The organism is Pantoea sp. X-Soil-OKNW-556 (assembly GCF_059730695.1).
Window position 1 is genome coordinate 2884384 of record NZ_AP035990.1, and the last position, 24490, is coordinate 2908873.

26 protein-coding genes and 1 other annotated feature are annotated in these 24490 nt (G+C 53.2%); of the genes, 12 read left to right on the forward strand and 14 right to left on the reverse strand.

Going from position 1 to position 24490, the window contains the following annotated elements:
- Nucleotides 1-8: 8 nt before the first annotated feature.
- Nucleotides 9-782 carry a YdcF family protein gene (locus AC6I8T_RS13565; protein WP_208724022.1) on the reverse strand — a complete coding sequence of 258 codons (774 nt, stop codon included), beginning with the start codon at nucleotides 780-782 and terminating at the stop codon, nucleotides 9-11.
- 90 nt (nucleotides 783-872) lie between these two features.
- On the opposite strand from AC6I8T_RS13565, the gene AC6I8T_RS13570 reads away from it, so the two are divergent.
- Nucleotides 873-1931, forward strand: a complete 1059-nt coding sequence (locus AC6I8T_RS13570) for a LacI family DNA-binding transcriptional regulator (RefSeq protein ID WP_208724021.1) — start codon at nucleotides 873-875, stop codon at nucleotides 1929-1931.
- A 103-nt stretch (nucleotides 1932-2034) separates the two neighbouring features.
- On the opposite strand, the gene tmaR is transcribed toward AC6I8T_RS13570, so the two are convergent.
- The 4 genes from tmaR to dacD form a co-directional block, all read right to left on the reverse strand.
- Complete coding sequence (tmaR, locus tag AC6I8T_RS13575) at nucleotides 2035-2355, reverse strand: PTS system regulator TmaR (protein ID WP_013509702.1); 321 nt, start codon at nucleotides 2353-2355, stop codon at nucleotides 2035-2037.
- A gap of 161 nt (nucleotides 2356-2516) precedes the next feature.
- Nucleotides 2517-3575, reverse strand: a complete 1059-nt coding sequence (locus tag AC6I8T_RS13580; protein ID WP_021185925.1) for an FUSC family protein — start codon at nucleotides 3573-3575, stop codon at nucleotides 2517-2519.
- A 171-nt stretch (nucleotides 3576-3746) separates the two neighbouring features.
- Nucleotides 3747-4208, reverse strand: a complete 462-nt coding sequence (locus tag AC6I8T_RS13585) for a GyrI-like domain-containing protein (RefSeq protein WP_497834019.1) — start codon at nucleotides 4206-4208, stop codon at nucleotides 3747-3749.
- 56 nt (nucleotides 4209-4264) lie between these two features.
- Nucleotides 4265-5431 (reverse strand): serine-type D-Ala-D-Ala carboxypeptidase DacD, encoded by a 1167-nt coding sequence (dacD, locus tag AC6I8T_RS13590; protein WP_208724020.1) that lies wholly within the window; start codon nucleotides 5429-5431, stop codon nucleotides 4265-4267.
- Between the two features lie 196 nt (nucleotides 5432-5627).
- Here dacD and sbcB point away from each other — a divergent pair, with 196 nt between their 5' ends.
- Entirely contained in the window at nucleotides 5628-7049 is a 1422-nt protein-coding gene (gene sbcB, locus AC6I8T_RS13595) for an exodeoxyribonuclease I (RefSeq protein WP_497834020.1), read from the forward strand.
- Nucleotides 7050-7082: 33 nt separating this feature from the next.
- Here sbcB and AC6I8T_RS13600 read toward each other — a convergent pair whose 3' ends face one another.
- From AC6I8T_RS13600 to ltnD, 5 genes are all read right to left on the reverse strand, one after another.
- On the reverse strand, nucleotides 7083-8435 hold the full coding sequence (locus tag AC6I8T_RS13600; RefSeq protein ID WP_208724018.1) for a GntP family transporter: 1353 nt from the start codon (nucleotides 8433-8435) through the stop codon (nucleotides 7083-7085).
- Nucleotides 8436-8556: 121 nt separating this feature from the next.
- Nucleotides 8557-9336 carry an HPr family phosphocarrier protein gene (locus tag AC6I8T_RS13605; protein ID WP_497834021.1) on the reverse strand — a complete coding sequence of 260 codons (780 nt, stop codon included), beginning with the start codon at nucleotides 9334-9336 and terminating at the stop codon, nucleotides 8557-8559.
- Nucleotides 9336-9962, reverse strand: coding sequence for a 3-oxo-tetronate 4-phosphate decarboxylase (otnC, locus tag AC6I8T_RS13610; RefSeq protein WP_021185932.1), 627 nt, complete (start codon nucleotides 9960-9962; stop codon nucleotides 9336-9338). The genes AC6I8T_RS13605 and otnC overlap by 1 nt, the downstream gene beginning before the upstream one ends.
- On the reverse strand, nucleotides 9959-11221 hold the full coding sequence (gene otnK / locus AC6I8T_RS13615) for a 3-oxo-tetronate kinase (protein ID WP_497834022.1): 1263 nt from the start codon (nucleotides 11219-11221) through the stop codon (nucleotides 9959-9961). The genes otnC and otnK overlap by 4 nt, the downstream gene beginning before the upstream one ends.
- Nucleotides 11222-11223: 2 nt before the next feature.
- Nucleotides 11224-12132 carry an L-threonate dehydrogenase gene (ltnD, locus tag AC6I8T_RS13620; RefSeq protein ID WP_497834023.1) on the reverse strand — a complete coding sequence of 303 codons (909 nt, stop codon included), beginning with the start codon at nucleotides 12130-12132 and terminating at the stop codon, nucleotides 11224-11226.
- 259 nt (nucleotides 12133-12391) lie between these two features.
- On the opposite strand from ltnD, the gene ygbI reads away from it, so the two are divergent.
- Nucleotides 12392-13153, forward strand: coding sequence for a DNA-binding transcriptional repressor YgbI (ygbI, locus tag AC6I8T_RS13625; RefSeq protein WP_036627653.1), 762 nt, complete (start codon nucleotides 12392-12394; stop codon nucleotides 13151-13153).
- 81 nt (nucleotides 13154-13234) lie between these two features.
- On the opposite strand, the gene AC6I8T_RS13630 is transcribed toward ygbI, so the two are convergent.
- The 3 genes from AC6I8T_RS13630 to AC6I8T_RS13640 form a co-directional block, all read right to left on the reverse strand.
- Nucleotides 13235-14593, reverse strand: a complete 1359-nt coding sequence (locus AC6I8T_RS13630; RefSeq protein WP_021185936.1) for an APC family permease — start codon at nucleotides 14591-14593, stop codon at nucleotides 13235-13237.
- Entirely contained in the window at nucleotides 14583-14756 is a 174-nt protein-coding gene (locus AC6I8T_RS13635) for a hypothetical protein (RefSeq protein ID WP_021185937.1), read from the reverse strand. The genes AC6I8T_RS13630 and AC6I8T_RS13635 overlap by 11 nt, the downstream gene beginning before the upstream one ends.
- Before the next feature lie 206 nt (nucleotides 14757-14962).
- Nucleotides 14963-16381 (reverse strand): glutamine synthetase family protein, encoded by a 1419-nt coding sequence (locus AC6I8T_RS13640; RefSeq protein ID WP_200864685.1) that lies wholly within the window; start codon nucleotides 16379-16381, stop codon nucleotides 14963-14965.
- Between the two features lie 207 nt (nucleotides 16382-16588).
- Between AC6I8T_RS13640 and puuD the strand changes: the two genes are divergently transcribed.
- The 7 genes from puuD to AC6I8T_RS13675 all read left to right on the forward strand — a co-directional run bounded on the left by puuD (nucleotide 16589) and on the right by AC6I8T_RS13675 (nucleotide 22336).
- Complete coding sequence (puuD, locus tag AC6I8T_RS13645) at nucleotides 16589-17353, forward strand: gamma-glutamyl-gamma-aminobutyrate hydrolase (RefSeq protein ID WP_021185939.1); 765 nt, start codon at nucleotides 16589-16591, stop codon at nucleotides 17351-17353.
- Nucleotides 17350-17907, forward strand: a complete 558-nt coding sequence (gene puuR / locus AC6I8T_RS13650; protein ID WP_021185940.1) for an HTH-type transcriptional regulator PuuR — start codon at nucleotides 17350-17352, stop codon at nucleotides 17905-17907. Before puuD ends, puuR begins: the two co-directional genes overlap by 4 nt.
- Before the next feature lie 24 nt (nucleotides 17908-17931).
- Nucleotides 17932-19209, forward strand: a complete 1278-nt coding sequence (locus tag AC6I8T_RS13655; RefSeq protein WP_021185941.1) for an NAD(P)/FAD-dependent oxidoreductase — start codon at nucleotides 17932-17934, stop codon at nucleotides 19207-19209.
- A gap of 117 nt (nucleotides 19210-19326) precedes the next feature.
- A complete protein-coding gene (locus tag AC6I8T_RS13660) occupies nucleotides 19327-19686 on the forward strand; it encodes a GtrA family protein (RefSeq protein WP_208725570.1) in 360 nt (119 codons plus the stop codon).
- Complete coding sequence (locus AC6I8T_RS13665; protein WP_208724013.1) at nucleotides 19683-20618, forward strand: glycosyltransferase family 2 protein; 936 nt, start codon at nucleotides 19683-19685, stop codon at nucleotides 20616-20618. The genes AC6I8T_RS13660 and AC6I8T_RS13665 overlap by 4 nt, the downstream gene beginning before the upstream one ends.
- Nucleotides 20605-21093 (forward strand): hypothetical protein, encoded by a 489-nt coding sequence (locus AC6I8T_RS13670; RefSeq protein WP_497829230.1) that lies wholly within the window; start codon nucleotides 20605-20607, stop codon nucleotides 21091-21093. The genes AC6I8T_RS13665 and AC6I8T_RS13670 overlap by 14 nt, the downstream gene beginning before the upstream one ends.
- Nucleotides 21059-22336 (forward strand): DUF6056 family protein, encoded by a 1278-nt coding sequence (locus AC6I8T_RS13675; RefSeq protein WP_497834024.1) that lies wholly within the window; start codon nucleotides 21059-21061, stop codon nucleotides 22334-22336. Before AC6I8T_RS13670 ends, AC6I8T_RS13675 begins: the two co-directional genes overlap by 35 nt.
- A gap of 44 nt (nucleotides 22337-22380) precedes the next feature.
- Here AC6I8T_RS13675 and AC6I8T_RS13680 read toward each other — a convergent pair whose 3' ends face one another.
- Complete coding sequence (locus tag AC6I8T_RS13680; RefSeq protein ID WP_208724010.1) at nucleotides 22381-23208, reverse strand: SDR family oxidoreductase; 828 nt, start codon at nucleotides 23206-23208, stop codon at nucleotides 22381-22383.
- Between the two features lie 181 nt (nucleotides 23209-23389).
- Between AC6I8T_RS13680 and hisL the strand changes: the two genes are divergently transcribed.
- Both hisL and hisG read left to right on the forward strand, forming a co-directional pair.
- Entirely contained in the window at nucleotides 23390-23437 is a 48-nt protein-coding gene (gene hisL / locus AC6I8T_RS13685; protein ID WP_100396937.1) for a his operon leader peptide, read from the forward strand.
- Nucleotides 23413-23534 (forward strand) — a sequence feature (His leader region). It overlaps the preceding gene by 25 nt.
- A 54-nt stretch (nucleotides 23535-23588) precedes the next feature.
- The gene (gene hisG, locus AC6I8T_RS13690) at nucleotides 23589-24488 is read left to right on the forward strand and encodes an ATP phosphoribosyltransferase (protein ID WP_013509717.1); all 900 of its coding nucleotides are present in this window, start codon (nucleotides 23589-23591) and stop codon (nucleotides 24486-24488) included.
- Nucleotides 24489-24490: the final 2 nt, after the last annotated feature.

The following is a 24490-nucleotide window of genomic DNA, read 5'->3' on the forward strand; positions in this document are numbered from 1 at the left end:
AAGGTTAATTATCCATTGATGCGCGACTGCACCCCTGGCAGGCGCATCAATCTTTGCCAGCCCGCTTCGACCGCATCCGGGACATCAACATGACCGAAGAACCCTTTGCCGCGCGGGCCATAGCCGTTTTCATCATCACGCAGACGCTGCACTTCCCCCATCAGCAACGACAGAAAACGTTCCATTGACCACAACCCCTGCGGTGGCGCGCCGATAATACGCAGCATACCGGCATCCATCATCACCTGCGGGGTAAACACCGGCCAGCTGATAAACTCAGGCGCATCGTCACGATCGCGCCACTGCCAGCGGAAGGTTTCCCAGGTACGACGCTGCATCAGCGGATCCTGCACCAGAATCACCCGCTGCGGCTGCCACGCCAGTTTGTCTAATAACTGCTGGCTGAAGGCCGCATTTTCGCCACAGTTGCGCGATTTATCTTCCAGCAACAGTTGGTCGTCCGGCAACGCGGCAAACAGACGCGCCATATCGCCCAGCATCTCTGCTTCGCTTTTACCCTGAGTCGCGATTTGCCGGTACAACGGATGCGCCGCCATCATTTGTGCCAGCAGTGGCGTGGAGTGACCGATACCGCCGCTGATAAGCAAAGGGAGCTGATATTTTTTGGTCAGTGCGACCACACCTTCAATATTCGGCAGCACCGCATGTCCGGCCAGAATGGCTAAATCGGCCTCCAGCGTACCCTCCTGCGGAATATGATCCAGCGCCAGCCATGCCGCCAGCGCATTGATATCCTGAATATGTTCACCATTAAGCTTCATGCTGTTCTCCTTAGGTTTTCATCCTGGCTTAAGACCTCGCCGAAGGGAAAAAATTTGCTACACTCGCAGCTTCATCTTCAGGAGAGATCAATGACTTCGCGCTCCGTAACCCTCGATGACGTTGCCCAACTGGCGGGGGTTTCTTACCAGACTGTCTCCCGCGTGCTTAACCGCGCCGCACAGGTTTCTCCCCGCACCCGCGCCAAAGTGGAAGCGGCGATGCAGCAACTCAACTATGTGCCGAACCGGGTGGCGCAGCAACTGGCAGGTAAAGCCACGCGCACGCTGGGGCTGGCAACCAGCGATCTGGCGCTGATGGCTCCGGCGCAGATTGCCTCCGCCATCCAGCAACGCGCGACGGCGCTCGGTTACCATCTGGTGATTGCAATGACCGCAGGCAATGCGCAGGACACGGTTAATGAGCTGCTGGCCCAGCGGGTCGATGCGCTGCTGATCAACCTGCCGCTGGATGCGGCTGAAGCGGAGCAAATCCAGCAGCAGTGTGGCACAAAACCCGCGCTGTTTCTTGATGTGGAACGCCATGCCGGGGTAGCGCAATGCCAGTTCCTGAGCGAGTCCGGTGCGCGTCAGGCGGTAGATCATCTGGTGGCGCTCGGCCATCGCCAGATTGGCGTATTGAATGGCCCGACGAGTTCCGCCTCGGCACGCAGCCGCTTTCTGGCCTGGCAACAGGCGCTGGCAGCTCATCAACTGGAAGCCTGTTGCGTGCTGGAGGGGGACTGGAGCGCGGCATCGGGTTATCAGGCCTTACTTAGTTTGTTGCCTCACACGCTGCCGCAGGCGCTGTTGGTGGCGAACGACCAGATGGCGCTGGGCGCGATGCGCGCGCTACACCAACATGGCGTGCGGATTCCCGGCGAAATATCGTTGATTGGCTATGATGACACCGCAGAGAGCGCCTGGTACCAGCCGCCCCTCACCACGGTGCGTCAGGATTTACAGCAGTTGGGCGCGGAAAGTGTGGATCACCTGCTGGCACGGCTCAATGACGTCAGTGCTGAAATGCCATCGCTGGAAACCCAATTGGTGATCCGGGAAACCACCGCTGCACCGCAGCAAAACGGGCTGGATGCGGCAGAGGTGGCGCAGCAGTTGCAGGCGCTGGCCCGGCGGCTAATGCGCAACTAACCCTCACCCCGGCCCTCTCCCGCAAGACGGTAGAGGGAGATGTGCAATATGTTAGTGAGTGCAGTATCGGCAAAAAATTCAGGGGCCAAATGGCCCCTGAATCTTATTGCGGTTTGGGTTCGCCCATCGCTTTGAGCTTTTTCGACAGCTCGCGACGCTCTTTGGAGAGGTCGGCATTTTTGATGATGTATTCGTCAACGCGATCTTCATAATCCACGCGCATGCTGGCGATAATTTCCTGAATCGCCTCAACGCTCATGCCCGGTTTGATGTATTCGCTCAGGTTGTCCAGCAGCAACACACGTTTCTGGTTATCACGGATTTTCTTTTCGTTATCCGTAATTTCGCGCTGTAGTTTGTTTTTACGACGAAACATACGCACAAACTCCAGAACGTCCTGAAATGATTGCTTGGCATTTTCCATGTTGGCACCTTTCTTAGGGCCTGCTTGAGCAGGCGAGATAGTCATAACCTTTAGCTTAGCGGCTTGCCAGCCCTGTAAGCAATTCTCACATCTAAAATCGGACTGGCACTTATCTTAGCGCAAAGAAAGGGCGATTCACATTAAGTCATTGCCCCGGAAAACTATTTACGTAACGCCAGCCTTACCAGATCGGTCATACGCTCCAGTTGACGCGCCTGTTCCAGACTCAGCCAGACGTAGCCGTAGATCGAGGTGGTTTCCAGTTGCTTGCTGCCAGTGGCAATCAACTGCTCCAGCTCCTGCATGATGCTGCCCAGCTCGTGGCTGTTGGCTGTCACCTGCTCCGTCTCCCCTTTCACCATTAACGCCGCCAGTGCGTTCAGGGTGTTTTCCGTCATTTGCTGCGTGCGGCGCAGGGTCGGTGCGTTGAGCAGCAAATAGTGGCTTTCGCGTGACGCCCACCACGCATCAATTTGCATCTGCATGGTGTTAACCATATTACGGTTAATGGTCTGAATGGCTTCAAACACCGATTTGGGAATGCGTGTCTCTTTACTGGCGGGTTCCAACAAGGCACGCATCTTGATCACATTGGTGAGTAGCTTCTGGAACGGTTTGTTCAGGCGCGGCTTATCCACCAGGTTAGCTGAGAAGCCGGTATGATGAATTTTCGCCATGCTGATAAAGGCGTCCGACAACTGGATGCGCCAGTGGGTATAAGCGCGCTGCGCCCAGATAGCAGTAAACAGCAGCGCCATTAGCGATCCGAGAATCACATCGCCACCACGCCATAACGCGACGGTGAAATCCCCTGCCGGTGCGCCAACCACGACGCTGAGGGTGATACCAATTAACAACGCCATATACGGATGTTTGCCGAGGGTGAGATAACCACAAATCACCATCACCGCAAAACACCACACCAACATCACGGGCAAGGATATCAACTCCAGCTTCAGCGCGATCAATCCGGAGATCGCCCCGGCAAAGGTGCCAATGATGCGCTGTACTACGCGCGGAAAGACATTACCCCAGGTCGAGATTGGCCCCATCACCACCACCAGCGTAATCAGTGGCCAGGTGCCTTCCGGAATGTCCGTCAGACGGACAAACAAAAAGCTCAGGACAAAAGCGATAGCGATACGCACGCCGTGTACGGCGCGATAGTGGCGGTAGAACCAGAACTCAATCGACGAAATGGGCTTGTCAGCGCGTAACATGATTATCCGGGTGCGGGAAAATTTTGCGCGCTATGTTACCCTGGCGAAACCAGATCCCTTAACACCTGACACGCGTTTTTCCTGACTTTTTGACCACTGCTTACAAAAATCAACATCAACGCAACATCAAATTTCCCCAATAGAAACATAGATGTAACGCCAGCCCCTTTTTTAGTGGGGCCGAACCGGGATGTACATGTTCAGTAGCCAGTTACCACTTTGCGATCCATCCGAAAGATAGTGTTCATAACAGGGACGATTATCCACCTGCCAGTCACTGCGCGCCTGCAATTGTGCAAAAAATTCATTCCAGGCCGCGAAGAAATCGTTGTTCAGTACTTCCGTGCAGGTGTGGAAATAATGGCCGCCGGCCAGAGTGCCATGCTGAATATCGCCACCCGCTGCCAGCGCATAATCGGCCGGGACGGTCAGCACCGTTTCTACCCTGAGTTCTTCCGGGGGCAGCTCCTGCGGATTACCATAATAAATGGCCATCCACTCGCCTGACAGGCCGTGACGCGCGGCCCAGACTTTAAGCTGAGCAAAGCCCTGTGGCACCGTCTCCTGCCACGGACCTTGCAGATGATAGCCGACCCAGTGTTGCGCCGGACGTTCAACGACAGATGTTTTCATGATTGACCTCGATATCAGCGACACTCTACGGCACTGATACCGAAGTTAGTTCATGCTTACAGTTTTTGCTTCAGGTAATCTTCAATGCGCGTCACGATACCCGCTTTATTGACCGCGTTGAGCGCGTAAAGCGGATAGCTCGCCAGCTGTTTATCTTTGTCCATCACCTGAATCTCGCCGATCTGTTCATTGGCCTTTAACGGCGCTTCCAGATCCTTACGATCGATAACGTATTTGGCTTTAACGTTTTGCACTTCGCCGCGCGGCAGTGACAGGTAGATATCCTGGGTAGTACCGACATCAACCTGATGCGGATTGCCGTACCAGACGTTTTCCGTGCCGATTTTTTTCCCGGCATGGAACAACTGGACGGTGTCGAAGTTATTTTGTCCCCAGACCAGCAGCTTACGCGCCTGTTCTTCACGCCCTTTGGAGCTTTTGCCGCCCATGATCACCGCAATCAGCCGATGCTGACCAACGATGTTTGACGCGATGATGTTAAAACCGGCGGTTTCGGTGTGGCCGGTTTTCAGGCCATCGACGTGCAGGTTGTTATCCCACAGCAATCCGTTGCGGTTGTTCTGCGTAATACCGTTCCAGGTGAGGGTTTTCTCGCTGTACATGGCATAGAAATCGGGTTCGCCACTGATGATGGCGCGTGACAGTACCGCCAGGTCGCGCGCGGTGGTGTGCTGACCGGGTGCATCCAGACCGTGGACGGTTTCAAAATGGGTATGGGTCAGGCCGAGCTTTTGCACGTAGCTGTTCATCATGGTGACAAAGTTTTGTTGGCTGCCCGCGACGTAGTCGGCCAGCGCCACACAGGCATCGTTACCGGAATCGATGATCACGCCACGGCTCAGATCACGTACCGTGACCTTATCGCCGGGTTTGAGAAACATCAGCGAGGAACCTTTGAATACCGGGTTGCCGGCCGCCCAGGCATCTTTACCCACCGTCACCACATCGTCACGGCTGATTTTGTGTTGGTCGATGGCACGATCCACCACATAGCCAGTCATCAGCTTGGTGAGGCTGGCGGGGTTGCGCTCCTCATCGGGATTCCCGGCGGTGAGAATCTGTCCGGTTGTGGCGTCCATCAGTACCCAGGAAGCCGCATCAATCGCCGGAGGCGTCAGGGGGAACGGCATGCTGTCGTCAGCCTGCGCCAGCGATGCCCAAACAATCATTCCAGAAACAGTAACCAGCAGACGCCTTTTCAACACTTCTTCCTCAAAAAATGAATTTACCGCCGCACGTTTTACGGCAAATGGCTTTAAGAGGTTTGAATAAATTGAAAAAAAGTATGAACTGAGGACAAATTCTGCGCGCTGGCACGCAGACCCCGGGAGGAAGGTTGTACTGTGTCAGCCGGGCGACTATCCTGTGCGTTGATTTTTCCATTGCCAGGATAACGCCGTGCCCGCCTCCGACTTCACCTTTTTGTTTCACGATTACGAGACTTTCGGCAAAAGCCCGTCACTCGACCGACCGGCGCAGTTTGCCGGGCTGCGTACTGATAAAGATTTCAATGCCACAGGTGAACCGCAGGTGTTTTATTGCCAGCCAGCGGATGATTATTTGCCGCAACCGGAGGCGGTGATGATCACCGGCATTACGCCGCAAACCGCGCAGGCGCGTGGCGTCACGGAAGCGGCCTTTGCCGAACGTATCCACAGCCTGTTTAGCGAGCCACAGACCTGCGTGGTGGGTTACAACAACGTGCGTTTTGATGACGAAGTCACCCGCAACATTTTCTATCGTAATTTCTTCGATCCCTATGGCTGGAGCTGGCAGAACGGCAATTCACGCTGGGATCTGCTTGATGTGATGCGTGCCTGCTATGCATTGCGCCCGGAAGGCATTGTCTGGCCGGAAAATGATGACGGCTTCCCCAGCTTTAAGCTGGAACATCTGACCAAAGCCAATGGCGTGGCACACGAGCAGGCGCATGATGCGATGTCTGACGTTTACGCCACATTAGCGATGGCGAAGCTGGTCAAAGAGAAACAACCAAAATTGTTTGAGTTCCTGTTTACTCATCGTAATAAACAGAAACTGATGACGCTGATCGATATTCCGCAAATGAAGCCGCTGGTGCACGTTTCGGGAATGTTTGGTGCGGCACGCGGCAATACCAGTTGGGTCGTGCCGCTGGCGTGGCATCCGGATAACCGTAACGCGCTGATTGTGGCTGATTTGGCGGGGGATATGAGCACGCTGTTGACGCTGTCGCCAGATGAATTGCGTGAGCGGCTGTATACCCGCCACACCGAGCTGGGCGACCTCGCGGCGGTGCCCATCAAACTGGTGCATATCAACAAATGCCCGGTGCTGGCCCCGGCGAATACCCTGCGCCCGGAAGATGCGGAACGCCTGAATATCGATCGTCAGCACTGCCTCGCCAACCTCGCCCTGCTGCGCCAGCATGCGGAAGTGCGCGAAAAAGTGGTGACGTTGTTTGCCGAAGCTGAGCCTTTTACCCCCTCGGATGATGTGGATGCACAGCTCTACAACGGATTTTTCAGCGATGCCGATCGTGCAGCGATGAATATCGTGCGCCAGACACCGCCGCAGAATTTACCCGCGCTGGACTTAACCTTTGATGACAAGCGTATCGCGAAGTTATTGTTTCGCTATCGGGCGCGCAATTTCCCCGGCACGCTGGATGACGCCGAGCAGCAACGCTGGTTACAGCATCGTCGCGAAGCGCTGAATGCTGAACGCGTGCAGGCGTTTCTGCTGGAGCTGGAGTCGTTGGCGAGTTTGCATGAAGGGAATGCGGAGAAGCTGGGTTTGTTGAAAGCGCTGTATTTGTACGCGCAGGAGCTGGTTTCTTAATCAAGAGCAGGCGGATGCCCGCTCTCACCTCAGTTAGATCAACGCCCACACCAGCCAGGTCAGTGCAAAACCGCTCAGCCCCATCAATGTGGTCAGGACTGTCCAGGTCTTCAGGCCATCGGCGACTGACAGCCCCAGATAACGGGTCACTACCCAGAATCCGGCATCATTTACATGTGACAAGCCGAGGCCACCAAAACAGGCTGCCAGCGTCACCAGCACACGCTGCATATCGGTGACATCACCGACCGCCTGACTCAGCAGGCCGCTGGTGGTGAGAATTGCCACGGTGGCGGAACCCTGCGACGCACGCAGCGCCAGCGACAGAATAAATGCGGCCGGAACCAATGGCAGGTGGAGTGTCTCCAGCGTTACCGCCAGCGCTTTGCCCACGCCTGACTCGACCAGCACTTTACCAAAAGCGCCACCCGCGCCGGCGACCAGAATGACACTGGCGGAACTGGGGATAGCGCGGCCGGTCAAATCTTCCAGTTTGTCCTTGCTCCAGCCACGACGCACGCCGAGCAACCATGCTGCCAACGCCAGGGCAATCAACAGCGCAATCGGTGGGGTGCCGATGACGGTCATAATTGACCTTAAAACACTGCCCTCAGCCAGCATGGAGTGTGACAGGGTACCCAGCACAATTAATACAATCGGCACCACGATCAAACCAGCAATGGTCATCGCGCCCGGAGGGGTTTCCTGGGTGCTGGTCGTCCCTTCTGGTTTTGCCAGTTGCAATTGTTCCAGTACATCAACGGACAGATGGTACTGACGGCGATTCATCATTTTCGCCACGTAGTAACCAACAATGCCGACCGGGATGGAGATCAGAATGCCGAGCATCATCAGCCAGCCCATATCGGTATGCAGTATGCCCGCCGCTGCCGCCGCCCCTGGATGGGTTGGCAATGCCACATGCACCGTCAACATCACACCGGCCATCGGCAGACCAAATTTCACGGGCGAGACGCGTGCCACTTTGGTGAAACCGTAAATAAGCGGGATAACGATGATAAAGCCCACTTCGAAAAATACCGGAATACCGAGGATAAATGCCGCCATTGTCAGCGCAGCGACGGTACGTTTCATACCCAGCGTTTTACTGAAACGCTGGGCCAGCGACTCCGCGCCGCCAGAGGCTTCAATCACTGCGCCGAGCATCGCCCCCAGCACGATAATAATGGTGATATGTCCCAGCAGGCTGCCCATGCCGCTATAAATGGTCTCCATGATTTTTTCCGCCGGGATTCCGGTAGCAATCGCCACCAGCAGGCTGACAATCAACAGAGCGACAAACGGATGAACTCTGGCTTTAATCACCAGCAGCAGCAGGATCACAATGCTGGCGACAGCGATGGTTAACAACAACGCGGTTGACATGATAGTCCTCTGATTTAATTAGTATATTCGGGTACAGATTTCTCTGGCTCAGGCAAAACAAAGGTTACAAAAGCCCCACGGGGCAACGTGTGTCCTGTGTGTGGGGCGGTAAAACTCAGGGTTATTGTGCGTAAGGTGCGAACCAGCCCAGACCCGCTTCCGTGGTGGTGCGAGGAAAATATTCACAGCCAACCCAACCGTCGTAACCCACCTCATCCAGCAGGTTGAACAGCCACGGATAGTTGATTTCACCTTCATCCGGCTCATGGCGATGCGGTGCAGAAGCAATCTGGATATGACGATAGCGACCCGCATAGGTCTTAATCAGGTGACTGAGATTGCCATCCACCAACTGCGCGTGGAACAGATCCAATTGGGTGAAAACATTCGATCTGTCGATGCGCTCCATCATCGCCAGCGTCTGGTACTGACTGGCGTAGAAGTAATGCGGTTTGGTTACCGGATTTAGCGCTTCCAACAGCAGACGAATCCCATGCGGGGCAAAACGTTCAGCTGCGTAGTGCATGTTGCTGACAAACGTTGTTTCATACGCCGTACGGTCAGCCCCTGGCGCGACGGTCGCCGCCATCACATGTACCTGCGGGCAGTTGAGCGCCAGTGCATACTCCAGCGCACGATCGATATCCGCGTGCGCCTCCGCTTCGCGGCCCGGAATGGCTGAAACACCCCACTCCCCTGCGGCAACATTGCCTGCGGCGGTATTGAACAGCACCAGTTCCAGTTGATATTTCTCCAGTTCGGCTTTCAGCACCTCTGCCGGGTAGTCATAAGGAAACAGGAATTCAACGGCGCGAAACCCCGCGTTGGCTGCCGCAGCGAAACGTTCCAGAAACGGCACTTCATTGAATTGTGTAGATAAATTAGCAGCAAACTTTGGCATCAGTAATTCCTCAACTCTGCCACTTCGTCATCACTCAGATAACGAATGGCACGATCGCCCAGCGTGAACATCAGGCGTGCCGTTTCTTCCAACTCTTCGGTGTTATCCGCCGCTTCGCGTAACGTTTTCCCGACCACCACCGGCCCGTGGTTTGCCAGTAAAAAGGCGCGATAACGTGACGCCAGTTGTGCCAGGTCTTCCGCCAGGCGCTGATCGCCTGGCTTGTAATACGGCACCACCGGCACATCCCCCACGCGCATCACCACATAAGGCGTAAATGGACGGATGCAGTTTTCCGTGTCCAGCCCCTGCAAGCAGGAGAGCGCCGTCAGGTAATGACTGTGCAGATGAACCACCGCTTTGCATTGTGGGTTGTTCAGATAGAGTGCGCGGTGAAAAGCGATCTCTTTTGACGGCTTATCACCGGAAATCCATTCGCCCTGCATCGTCACTTTCGACAGACGGTCGGCCTGTAACTCGCCAAGGCAGGAACCGGTTGGCGTCGCCAACAGGTTGCCATCTTCCAGTAACAGCGACAGGTTTCCTGCCGAGCCGGTCGCGTAACCACGCTGAAAAAACGAGGCGCCGAGTTGCACCATCTCCAGGCGGGCTTGTTGTTCGGTCATGCAGAGAACTCCGTTTGTGCGCGGGCGAAAAATTGTTCATCGCCAAAGTTGCCTGATTTCAGGGCCAGCGACAGCGGTTGATGAATATCACGCACCCAGGGTACGCCGGGTGAAATCGTCGGACCAATATGGAAGGCGGTCACACCGAGGGTTTGTGCCACCACTCCCGAGGTCTCACCACCGGCCACAATAAACCGCTGCCAGCCGCGTGCCTTCAGCTCACGGGTAACGGCGGCAAACAGCAGCTCAACCGCTTCACTGCTGCGTGCGGCACCGTACTGCTGCTGAATCGCCTGCAACTGCTGTGCATCGGCAGTGGCGTAAAGCAGCGGAGCCAGAGCCTGCTGGCTGTTCGCCGCCACCCAGTCGCACAATTCATCGGCATAGCTGGCCGCATCTTCGAGACAGCGCTCAACCTGCACCTCGAATGAGGGTGCGATCTGGCGATAGGCGTTGACCTGGCGGTTGGTCATTTGCGAGCAGGAACCTGAGATGACAACCGCACGCTGGCCCTGTGGCCGCCCGGCCCACTCCGCTTCGGCCGCATTCTGCTGCGCCGTTGACCAGGCGCGAGCAATACCGATTGCCAGCCCGGAACCGCCGGTCACCAGGCGCATCTCTTTTAAGGCCTCACCCTGGGTCAGCAGGTGTTGCTCATGCAGCGCATCCAGCACCACATAGTTGATACCCTGGGTTTTCAACGTTGCCAGTTGGTCACGCACCACATCTGCGCCTTTATCCAGTTGGCTGGCATTGATCACGGCAGCCTTACCCTGCGCCTGACGCGTCATCAGACGTACCAGGTTGCTATCCGTCATCGGTGTCACCGGATGATGGCGCATGCCGGATTCCGACAGCAGTTGATCAGCGACGAACAGGTAACCCTGATAGACGGTACGACCATTGACGGGTAAAGAAGGTGAAATCACCGTCTGGCTTTCACCTAATTCAGCCAGCAGTGCATCCGTCACCGGACCGATATTGCCCTGTGCGGTGCTGTCAAAGGTGGAGCAATATTTAAAGTAGAAACGATCGCAGCCCTGCTGCTGCAACCAGCGCAGTGCCGCCAGCGACTGATCAATCGCCTGCTGGGGTGGGCAAGAGCGTGACTTCAGGCTGATAACTATCGCCCGTGCACTCAGGCTATCCACACTTTCCGGCACGCCGTTGTACTGAATTGTCGGCAGGCCGTTTTGCACCAGAAAACTGGCGATATCAGTCGCGCCGGTAAAATCGTCAGCAATGACACCTAAACGCATGGTTACTTCCCCTTCGGCTGGGGCAGCGTGATGCCACTGAAGATTTTGATCACCGCACTGTCGTCTTCACGCCCGTAACCCGCGTTGCTGGCTTCGGTAAACATGTTGAGTGCAGTCGAGGCCAGTGGTAGCGGGAAATGCAGGGATTTGGCGGTGTCGGCCACCAGGTTGAGGTCTTTGACAAAGATATCGACCGCTGATTTCGGTGAATAGTCGCCATCCACCACATGACGCATGCGGTTTTCAAACATCCAGGAGTTTCCTGCCGCATTGGTCACGACGTCATACATGGTTTCCAGCGGGATGCCTGCTCGCGCAGCCAGGGCCATCGCTTCTGCACCAACGGCGATATGCACGCCTGCCAGTAACTGATGAACGATTTTCACTGTTGAGCCAAGACCGATGTCGCTACCCACGCGGTAGACTTTCGCGGCAACCGCGTCCAGTACCGGTTGCAGGCGAGCAAAGGCTACCTCGCTACCGGATGCCATCACCGTCATGTCGCCGGTTGCTGCTTTCGCTGCGCCGCCGGATACCGGCGCATCCAACATCACCAGTTGATGCTGCACCAGTTGTTGTTCAATGGACTGCGCGTCCTGGGCTGAGATGGTGGAGGACACCATGACCACGGTACCGGGTTTGAGTTGTGCCGCCAGACCGTTGTCGCCGAACAGAATCGCTTTAACCTGCGCGGCATTGACCACCAGCAGTAACACCGCATCCAGTTCCTGAGCGAACGCGGCAGCGGAGGTCTGTGCGTCACGCGCGCCGGCCTGACGCAGGGTTTCCAGCGCCTGGGGATTGAGATCAACCCCCCAGGTGTTTAAACCGGCACGAATACAGGACTGCGCCGCGCCCATACCCATCGAACCCAAACCCACTACACAGATATTATTGACGGTTGCTGACACAGCGAACCTCCATTGTTAATTTAAGTGATTATTTGTTCATTGCTGTTAATTCTGCCGCAGACACTGGCGGATAAATGTGCGGAGAATCACAAAAATTAACTTCGACGCATCTCTCATAACAACATTTCACACAGCCACGACGTGGCTTATCCGCAGACTTTTGGCGATTTTTGCTTACATTCCACAGGGATAATATCTACTGCATGTAAAGAAGCGATGCTCTACAATGTGAAAAAATGATAATTTCATGGAGGCGATTGTGATTCCGGTTGAACGTCATCAACAGATTTTAGCGCTGGTTGCCGAGCGTGGCGTGGTCAGTATCGCCGAGCTAACCGAGCGGCTGGGGGTATCCCATATGACCATCCGCCGTGATGTGCAGAAGCTGGAGGAACAAGGCGCGGTGCTCTCGGTATCAGGCGGCGTGCGGTCGGCAGACAGACTGGCGGCAGAACCGTCTCATCTGGCAAAAACCAGCATGTACAGCAACGAGAAGATGGCGATTGGCCAGTTGGCGGCGCGTCATATTCCGCGTAACAGTTGCATATACCTTGATGCCGGCACCACTACGCTGGCCCTCGCACGGGAACTGCTTGACCGGGAGGATTTACTGGTGGTCACCAATGACTTTGTCATCGCGCGTCTGTTGATGGAAAGCAGCAACTGTAAGCTGATCCATACCGGGGGAACCGTTTGTCGGGAAAACCGTTCCAGCATTGGTGCCGCTGCGGCGCGCAGTTTGCGCCAACTGGCGATTGATATCGCGTTCATCTCCGCCTCGTGCTGGGGACCGCGCGGATTATTTACCCCTGATGAAGAGAAAGTGCCGGTAAAACAGGCAGCGAGCGATGTCAGTAGCAAGCGGATATTGTTAAGCGACAGTTCCAAGTACAACAAGATTGCCACGCATCTGGCATTGCCGCTGGAACGGATTGATACGCTGATTACAGATAACGAATTGAGTAAAGCGGCGCGCGAGACGTTAAGTTTGGGGAGTTGGGAATTACAGATTGCCGGTTAACGGATGAACGCGATGTCGATGACAAAGGCGCGGTGACCCGCGCCTTTACGGAAGGTGCGCATTAGCGCGCACCTTGCCGACTTACACTTCTTCGCTGTACTGCGGCACCGGGTTACGGAAGGTGCGCGTAACCACCGCGAGGTAAATAATCCCCACCGCAGCCCAGACCAGACCCAATACCATTGAAGTCTCTTCCAGGTTAATCCACAGCGCGCCAACAGTCATCGCACCCAACACCGGCAGCACCAGATAGTGAATGTGATCTTTCAGCGTTTTGTTGCGCTTCTCACGCACCCAGAACTGGGCAATCACCGACAGGTTCACAAAGGTAAACGCCACCAGCGCACCGAAGTTGATCAGCGCGGTTGCAGTAACCAGGTCAAAGTTGATCGCCAGCAGCGCAATGGCACCGACCAGCAGCACGTTCAATGACGGGGTACGCCATTTCGGATGGATATAACCGAAGAAACGCTCCGGGAATACACCATCACGGCCCATCACATACATCAGACGGGAAACACCGGCGTGCGCCGCCATGCCAGATGCCAGCACCGTGACCACCGAGAAGATCAGGATACCAACCTGCAAAGCTTTACCCGCCACAAACAGCATGATTTCCGGCTGTGATGAGTCCGGATTCTGGAAGCGTGAGATATCCGGGAAGTAGAGTTGCAGGAAGTAAGACACCGCAATAAAGATCACGCCACCAATCAACGCGGTGAGGAAAATCGCGCGCGGAATGGTACGTTCAGCGTCTTTGGTTTCTTCCGACAGCGAACTGATGCCGTCAAAGCCGAGGAACGAGAAACACAAAATGGTCGCACCGGTGATCATCGGTACCACATGGGCATCCTGTGACCAGAACGGTTTGCTGCTGGTCAACGTACCTGCGCCAACACCGTGGACAACACCGTAAATTACCATGCCGGTAATCACGATCATCACCAACACCTGCAACACCACAATCACGCTGTTGAAGTTGGCTACGGTTTTGATGCCGCGCAGGTTGGAGAGCGTCATAAAGCCCACCAGCAGCACGACAAAAATCCACGACGGGATCCCCGGCACCAGCGTTTCAAAATAGCTTTTCGCCAGCAGGATGTTGATCATCGGCATGAACAGATAGTCCAACAGGGATGACCAGCCCACCATAAAGCCAACGTGTGGGCTAATGGCCTTCTGTGCATAGGTATAAGCGGAGCCCGCAGATGGGAAGCGGCGTACCAGCTTACCGTAGCTAATAGCAGTGAACAGAATGGCGATCAGCGCGAACGCATACGCAGTGGCGACGTGGCCGTCGGTCAGACCCGATACGATGCCGAAAGTATCAAACAGGGTCATTGGCTGCATATAGGCCAGGCCCATCATGACCACCGGGATCAGAGTCAGGGATTTTTTCAGATGTGCACGCTGTGGTGCGCTAGAGGTATTAAGCGACATCGTTCAGCCCCCCTACAGCAACAACCTGACTGGGTTGTACCACAGGGAAACTGCGCAAATTGCGACAGGAGGTGGGTTGATAAGCAAGAGTGCTCATCACAGCGCCGTAGTCATCACGAAAGCGAGAACCAGCCAGCGCTGGTGCAGTTGAAAACATCCCCATCTTTTTTCCTCAAAATCTCACGCACAACGCGTGTTTGTAGTGTCTATCTATCCGGATGCGTGTCCGGCCTCGGTTGAAGTAGAGTGAAATCACTATGCAAAAAATAACCGACGCGATAAGCGTCGGTTATGTTGGTATTTTGCAGGGCGCATATTTTGCCTTAATTACTGGCATCAATACAAGATGTTGCGCTAAATCTCCCTGCTTCAGGCGTTCTTCAGCATCCAGTCAATCTCGGTGGCGGTGATAAGTCGCTCAAACTGCATCAGTTCATACTGTTTGCAGCTGTGCCACACCGCGCTGAAACGCTCGCCCAGCAGCTTCTGTAGCGGATAGCTGTTCTCAAATTCGTACAGCGCATCGCTCTGACGAATCGGTAGCGCCAGTCCTTCCGCTTCATGGCCGTTGCCTTTCACCGGATGCGGCAACGGCAATTGATTGTCCAGTCCGTGTACAATACCGGCAAGAATGGTTGACACCACCAGGTAAGGATTCGCATCGGCCCCCGCCACGCGGTATTCCACGCGATGATTATCGACATCGCCACAGGGAATGCGCAGCGCCACGGTACGGTTGTTGTGCCCCCATGAGGCCTGAAGGGGGACAAAAGCATCCGGCAGAAAACGACGATAGGCGTTCACGTTGGGAGCCAGCAGTGCCATTGATGCAGGCATTAAATCGATCATGCCTGCCAGCGCACGTTTCAGCAGCGGCGAATCACTACCGTCATCAAGGGAAAAGGCGTTGTGGTCGGCGGCATCCAGCATACTGATATGCACATGCATGCCGCTACCGGCGTACTCTTCATAGGGTTTCGCCATGAAAGTCGCCGTCATGCCGTGATTTTCTGCGACCTGACGAACCAGACGTTTGAGTTGAATTGCGTGATCGCAGGCTTTCAATACATCGCGCGTATGGTGCAGATTGATCTCGAACTGTCCCGGTGAGGCCTCCGCCAGGGCACCATCGGCCGGTATCCCCTGCTGCTTCGCCAGGGAATCAATATCCCGTAACACATCGGCAAAGTGATCAAGGTTATCCACCGAATAGACCTGGCTTTGCATGTTGCGCTCATCGCTACCGGGTGCGCACGGCGGTTGGATATAGCCTTCCGCATCGCGTTTTTTATCGACCAGATAGAACTCCAGCTCTACCGCTACCACCGGAAATAATCCCCGATTGCGCAGTTGTTGCCACAATTGATTGAGGACATTACGGGGTTCAACGTCAAAGGGAGTGCCATCTTGGTTGCACATGGTCAACATCAGTTGCGCGACACGTTGCGGATCGGCGGCGGAAGGCATTAAAGAACCGGGAACAGGAAAGCAGATATTGTCAGGTTCGCCGAGTGCCTGTCCCAGTCCAGCCTCTTCGACGGTATTACCCAAAATATCCATAGCGAAAACCGAAGCCGGGAAGTAACACCCTTTTTCCAGCTTTGCCAGCGCTGAGACGGGAATGCGCTTACCGCGAAATACCCCATTCAGATCGTTCAGAAGAATATCGACATACTGCGTTTCAGGATGGCGTTCCAGCCAGGTTTTCACCTCCAGCTGGAACGCGCTGGTTCGCTTCTCTTCACTATGTCGCGTGAAGTCTTCTACTTCTACGAGGTTCGTCATGATCCCACCCGCCCTTTACCGTTTGTCAGGTTTGCGCAATGCTCAAAATAACAGCCACAAATCTAAGATAGCTCCTGGAGAAAAAGTGTGCAAATGTAACAAATCTGTTTGAAGATTAGCCAGACGGTTGCTAGATTGACATTATATTGCACACTTTTACGTCAGGTGCGCTTTATCGGCGAAAATATTGAACAGCGACGCGGAGACGTAATGGGCATTATTTTTGACAAACCCTTGATTGGCGTAGTGATGTGTCAGAACAACATCGGTAGCCATCCTGGGCAGACCGTCCATAACAAGTATCTTGATGCCATCGTGCTCGCCGGTGGCCTGCCCCTCCCTTTGCCGCATCAACTGATGCAAGCCCCTCATCTATTAGAAAACAGTATGACGTTGCTGGATGGCATTTTGCTGACGGGCAGCCCGAGCAACATAGAACCCTGGCATTATGGCGAAGAAGGTGTGGAGCCTCATGCCGATCCGGCCCGCGACCGTCTCGCATTCGGCCTGATTACCCATGCGGTGGGAAAAAAGATGCCGATATTGGGTATTTGTCGGGGATTGCAGGAGATGGTGGTGGCAAATGGAGGGTCGTTGCATCGCTATCTTCACCTCACTCATCAATTCCAGGAGCATCGTGAGGATGACACGCTGCCGCTGGAACAACAGTATGCCCCTGTACATGAGGTAAAACCGGAAGCCGATGGTCTGCTCAGCCACATACTTGGTAGCGATGCCGCTTTTAGAGTGAATTCGCTCCATCAACAGGGGGTCCGTGAACCCGGCCCCCAACTGCGCATCGAGGCGCGCGCGGCCGATGGCCTGCCAGAAGCGGTCAGTTTACGTCAGCACCCGTTTGCTCTGGCGGTACAGTGGCATCCGGAGTGGCATTCAACCGACGATCCGGTTTCGCGCCAGTTGTTCGAGGCATTTATTCACGCCGCTGTTCGTTATCACAAGGAAAAACGACCATGAACGACGCCACTCTGGCGCCCGGACGACGTTTATCGCAAATCCGGCAGGAGTTGGGATTGTCTCAGCGTCGCGTCGCTGAGTTGTCAGGTTTGACCCATAGCGCCATCAGCACCATCGAGCAGGATAAAGTCAGCCCGGCGGTGAGTACCCTACAAAAACTGCTGAAGGTGTACGGCTTATCGCTATCAGAATTTTTTTCCGAGCCGAAGCAGGACTACACACCACGCGTGATTGTTCGCCCCGATGATCGGGTGGAGATTGGCAGCCTGGGGGTGTCGTTACAGCTGATTGATAATGGGGCATCGCAGCGCGCGCTGGCGATGCTGTTGGAGCATTACGCGCCAGGTTCCAGTACCGGTGAAAAACTCCGCCATCCCGGCGAAGAGACTGGCACCGTGCTGGAGGGTGAAATTACGCTGGTAGTGAATGGTCAGAGCTATCATCTGTACGCCGGAGAAAGCTACGTCATCGATACCGGTTTACCGCATAGCTTTACCAATATGTCTGATCAGCCGTGCCGAATTGTGAGCGCCCATTCGCCGGCAAATTTCTGAGCCCACGCGCAGAAGGAGGTTGTGATGCAACATGTGGAGAGTTATTACGCCGCAACAGCGAATGCGCATGAACCCTGGCCAGAATTGCAGGAGAGCATTCGATGTGACGTCTGCATTATCGGTGGCGGCTTTACCGGCCTGTCATCGGCGCTGTATCTCACTGAAGCGGGTTACGATGTGGTGCTGTTGGAGGCGGCGAAAATCGGCTTTGGTGCCAGTGGACGTAATGGCGGCCAGGTGGTCAATTCTTACAGCCGCGACGTTGATGTGATTGAACAACGTTACGGCAAAGACACCGCTAAGATGCTTGGCAGCATGATGTTCGAAGGTGCGGATATTATTCGCGACCGTATCGATCGCTATGCCATCGCCTGTGACTATCGCCCCGGCGGAATTTTTGCCGCGTTAAATAATCGCCAGATGGGCCATCTGCGTAACCAGAAAGCCAGTTGGGCGCGCTATGGCAACCATGAGCTGGAATTGCTGGATGAGCGTGGTATCCGCCGTGAAGTGGCGACCGACCGTTACGTTGGGGGATTGCTGGACAAACGCGGCGGGCATCTGCATCCATTGAATCTGGCGCTGGGCGAAGCCGAGGCCATCCGGCGGCATGGTGGGCGTATCTATGAACAATCTGCCGCGTTGAAAGTGGAGTATGGCACACCGCATCGGGTAAAAACGGCGCGCGGCGATGTTAGCGCCACCTTTGTCATTTTCGCTGGCAACGCCTATCTCCCGACGCAACTGGAACCACGTCTGGGCCGTAAAAGCATGCCTTGCGGCTCACAAATCGTCACCACCGAACCGCTGAGTCGCGATTTGGCGCTCAGTCTGCTGCCGAATAATCATTGCGTAGAAGACTGTAATTATCTGCTCGACTATTTCCGTCTCACCGCAGACAACCGCCTGTTATACGGCGGCGGTGTGGTGTATGGCGCACGCGAGCCGGAGGATATTGATGCATTGATTCGCCCGAAGCTGCTGCGCACCTTCCCGCAGTTGCGCGATGTGAAACTGAGCTATCGCTGGAGCGGAAATTTCCTGCTGACGCTGTCACGGATGCCGCAGTTTGGCCAACTGGAGAAGAATGTTTACTTTATGCAGGGTGACAGTGGTCATGGCGTGACCTGTACCCACTTATCCGGCAAGCTGATCGCGGAAGTCCTGCGCGGCCAGGCGGAACGGTTTGATGCCTTTGCCCGATTGCCGCATCTGCCCTTCCCCGGCGGCAGACGCTTTAAAGTGCCACTCACGGCAATGGGTGCGGTGTGGTATGCGTTGCGGGATCGATTGGGGGTGTAACCTTAGAAAGGGGAAATACAGCCTTATCTTACAGTTAATAACGTTATCCTTACCAAAACTTGCTATATCGCTGTTCTGGTGACAAGATCGTGAGCGTTTTCCAGAATGGGTGGCAAAATGCTCAAACGGTTTACCCGATATGCCTCAATTGGTGTCCTTAATACTCTGATTCATTGGGTTATTTTTGGCACATTGTACAATCTTGGTTTTAAGCAATCCGTCTCGAACTTCATTGCGTTTTGCACGGCTGTCACCTTTTCATTTTTTGCCAACGCCCGATGGACATTTAACGCGCAAGCCACCACGGCGCGATATATTTTCTATACCGTGTTTATGGGGGCCACCGCGCTTGCTGTGGGATGGGCTGCTGATAACGCACATATCAATCCACTGCTGACTCTGATCCTTTTCTCGGCGATAAGCCTGGTTTGCGGTTTTTTCTGGTCAAAATTATTCGTTTTCAGGGTGCGAAAATGAAAATCTCACTGATAGTTCCTGTTCTTAACGAAGAAGAAGCACTGCCGGTCTTTTATAACGCCATCCGGAATTTCAATGGATTTGGCGATGATGACGTTGAGATTGTCTTTATTAATGATGGAAGCACGGATAGCACTGAACAGATACTGCAAAATATTAGCCTCGATGATCAGCTGGTTAAATATGTCACCTTTACCCGCAATTTTGGCAAAGAGCCCGCTCTCTTTGCCGGACTTGAAGCCTCAACGGGAGATGTGGTTATCCCGATTGATGTCGATTTGCAGGACCCGATTGCGATAATTCCCCAACTTGTTGAGAAGTGGCGGAACGGTGCTGATGTGGTATTGGCAAAACGTATCGACAGATCGTCAGATACTCATCTGAAGCGCAAAAGTGCCGAGTGGTTCTACCATTTACACAATAAGATTAGCAAACCACAGATTGAAGAAAACGTGGGCGATTTTCGACTGATGTCTCGTGAAGTTGTCGAGAACATCAAGTTGCTGCCTGAAAGAAATTTGTTTATGAAAGGCGTTTTGAGCTGGGTAGGTGGTAAAACTGAAGTCATTGAATATACCCGAGCAGAGCGCGTTGCGGGCACAACTAAGTTCAATGGCTGGAAACTCTGGAACCTTGCATTGGAAGGTATCACCTCCTTTTCCACCTTTCCTCTACGTATGTGGACCTATATTGGCCTGTTTGTTGCCGGGTTATCCTTTATTTATGGCACCTATATGGTGTTAAACACCCTTATTTTCGGCAACCCGGTACGAGGTTATCCTTCAATTCTGGTTTCAATCCTTTTCCTCGGTGGCATTCAGCTGATTGGGATTGGCGTTCTTGGGGAGTATATTGGCAGAATTTATATTGAGACGAAGAAAAGACCGCGCTATATAATAAAGAACGACGAGAATAAGAATGAGCCAAAATAAATATATAAATTCAAGGCGAATAAATATAAATCTAAACATGGTATTTGTTGTCATGCTAGTTACCTCTGTAATTATGACCTATTTGTTTTTCAGGTCATGGAACAATGCCTCGCCAGCCACACCTGAAGCAGCCGAATATCAGCTCGAAAGCTTTTCTGTCAACACCTGTCATTTTGAAGAAAAAAAGATAACCGTGACAGGATGGGCATTCGTTCCAGGAAACACAAAAGTTCTGAACAGGATTTATGCAAAAGAAAAAAACGGTGAATGGATTGAGTTAATGAGTTCCACCGTAGTTAGAAAAATTGATGACTCTGCACCTTCCATCCCCTCTAATCATGACAAGTCAGGATTCATTGCTACCAGGAGTGGTTTTTTATCAAGAAGCAGTTTCACGCACGATATCATGATTATTTCAATGGACAGCAAAGGAGCAGGCCATGCAGCCAAATATCATTGCAAACAAATGGATTAAAACATCTGTCCTCATTTGTGCGTTTACATACCTATTTATTATTGTGAGAAAATTACATCTCCGTGATTTTTCTGATGACCAGTACTTTATTAGCATATTTAATTCAAACCATATCATCCAAATCCTTGTTGAAAGATATTTTACATGGACGGGCCGATTCCCTATTGAACTATTGATGACAACTACCATTAGCTTTAAGGCTTTCTGGAAGATTGGCGTCCCTCTGGCTGTCATTGTTTTGTGTTTTTCACTATCAAGAATTGTAAATAAGAAAGTCAGTGTAATATCTTTTGCTATTACACTGGGGTTATTTGCCACCATCCCAAACAATATAAACACGGATGCATCATGGTGGATTACCGGATTTTATAATTATCTTCTTCCCGTAACCCTTGCTATATACTCTTTCTCTGTGACGTATACCAACAGCAACAAGCCAATTGAGAAAGCTTTCTGTTTTATCGCAGTTTTTTATTTTTCATATATGGAGCAGGCAGGCATTGCATATGTAATAGCAATCAGCTGCATCTTGCTGTCAAATAAAGAATCAAGGAGCAAGTTTAATATAACAATTCTTACAATAAGCATAATAAACCTGGCTATTTGCCTCAAGGCGCCGGGAAACGAGCAAAGATTATTACTTGAACCATGGAATTGGTATCCACAATATACCACTTATGGCCTTATAAATAAACTTTCGCTTGGCTTTGATAAGTTACATCAGCTAATGACGTTCAGATGCAATATCCCATTGATCGGTCTTGTCGCAGCTATTATTGCCCTGAGATCTGTGGGTGGTAAGATGCTGCTATCAATCAAGATTGCGATGGTTGTCATGATGACATTTATTGCATTATCCATAACAAACTCACTGACTGGTTTCTTCTCTAATATTTCCTTTTTCTATAGCACGACACTGGATGCATCTAACTGGTCATCAGAGAAAATTTTTCTTTCTTACTTGTATTTATTTATTGTCATTTCGTCCCTGTTTATCATTATGTTGGACATGTTGATAAACAAAATGATCTCGACCCTCCCAATTATTGCTATTTTTCTGGGGTTTATGACCGTAACAATGCTGGGAATGTCTCCTACTGTTTACGCTTCAGGATTTAGAGTTGATTTTGTATTTGAAATAATGTGCATCCTTTCTTGTATGTATATTTTTAAAAAACTATTTATTTTGCGAAGTAACGCCATCGAATCACCAATGCAACATAATGCTGCGGTAGAGAGTTAATCCCTCACCATGGGGCCTTATGACAGGCCCCATGATTTACGCCACTATTCCAATGGCATCGTCATCGGGTCATTCCAACTGTATTCGAAGCCCAGTTCATCGCAAATCGCATTGCCATCAATGGTTTTGCCTGCATTCCCCGTCTGCTCAGCCACAAAGGTTGGCGCGGTCAGTCCAAGCTGACGCGCTACTGTCGGATAAAATTCACGACGCGTCGGATGTTTCGGCGCACACAGGTTATATACATGCCCACCTTTCGGCGTCTGCAACAACAGCACAATTGCATCCACCACATCATCCAGATGCACCAGATTCACCACATGTGCGCCATCGCGTAAATCCGTTTTCCCGGCAAGGAAACGTCCGGGATGACGATTGGGTCCCACCAGCCCGGCGAGACGAACAATATCCACTGAGGTTCCCGGCAAATCGTGCAACCAGTTCTCCAGCGCCACCAGCGTTTTACCCGCCACGGTTTCAGGTTGCAACGGACTGTGCTCCTTCATCACCCCCGGACCAGGACCATACACTGAAGTGGAACTGGTGAAGATAATCCGCGGGACCTTAAAGGCTAATGCGGTATCCACCACATTTTGTACCGCCTGCATATAATCTTCACCGCCCTGCACCGTACGACTGGCGGGTAAGGTCACCACCAGCGCATCCACCGACATCAGCGCTTCCAGATCTTCTGCCTCACACTCCAGCTCAGGTGTCAGCACCAGTTGAAACGCCTCAATGCCACAACGACGAGCCGCATCTACCCCATCTGGCGAGGTTTTGCTGCCCGTCACCTGCCAGCCGCGTGTCGCCAGCGCCATCGCCAGCGGCATGCCCAGCCATCCCAGCCCCACAATCGCGACCTTTTTCATATCGACTCCCGGCTTCGCTGCTCAAAGACACTTCATCTTAGTGCTGTCGTGGGTGTCAAACCAGCGCTAACTGTTGCGGGAGATTCCAGAAATTGACGTTAAAAAAGGCTTGCCACACGGCGCTATCTTCGCTAGGTTAATCAGCACGCAAATGAATACCCATTCAGCAACGGAATTTTTTATGACACGCGTTCAGTTCAACCACCATCATCACCATCATCCTGACTAGTCTTTCAGGCGATGTGTGCTGGAAGACGTTTAGGATCTTCCAGTGGTGTGAGCGCAAAGAGAGCCCCCGGAAGATCATCTTCCGGGGGTTTTTTTATGGGCTGACGCAACCCAACTGAGTTCAGACAGGAATGAATAAGAGGACAGGAACCATGTTAGATAACACCCGTTTACGCATAGCTATGCAGAAATCTGGCCGTTTAAGTGATGAATCACGCGAACTGCTGGCACGCTGTGGCATTAAAATTAACCTTCAGCAGCAGCGTCTGATTGCGTTTGCGGAAAACATGCCAATCGACATCCTGCGCGTGCGCGATGACGATATTCCCGGACTGGTGATGGATGGCGTGGTGGATCTTGGCATCGTGGGCGAAAACGTGCTGGAAGAGGAGCTGTTAACGCGCCGCGCCCAGGGTGAGGATCCGCGTTACTTTACCCTGCGTCGTCTCGATTTTGGCGGTTGCCGCCTGTCGCTGGCAATGCCGGTTGACGCGGAATACACCGGTCCGCAATGCCTTGATAAATCCCGCATTGCCACCTCTTACCCTCACCTGCTGAAAAAGTATCTCGATAAACAAGGCGTTGCTTTTAAATCCTGTCTGCTGAATGGTTCAGTTGAAGTGGCACCCCGTGCCGGTCTGGCCGACGCGATTTGCGACCTGGTGTCCACCGGCGCCACGCTGGAGGCCAATGGCCTGCGCGAAGTTGAAGTCATTTATCGCTCCAAAGCGGTATTGATCCAACGTGACGGTGAGCTGTCCGGTGCCAAACAAGAGCTGGTCGACAAACTGATGACACGTATTCAGGGTGTCATCAAAGCGCGTGAGTCCAAATACATCATGCTGCACGCGCCGAGCGAGCGTCTGGAAGAAGTGATTGCCCTACTGCCAGGTGCGGAGCGTCCTACCGTCCTGCCGTTGGCCGGTGAAGTCAGCCGTGTGGCGATGCACATGGTGAGCAGCGAAACGCTGTTCTGGGAAACCATGGAAAAACTGAAAGCCCTGGGTGCCAGCTCAATTCTGGTGCTGCCGATTGAAAAAATGCTGGAGTGACC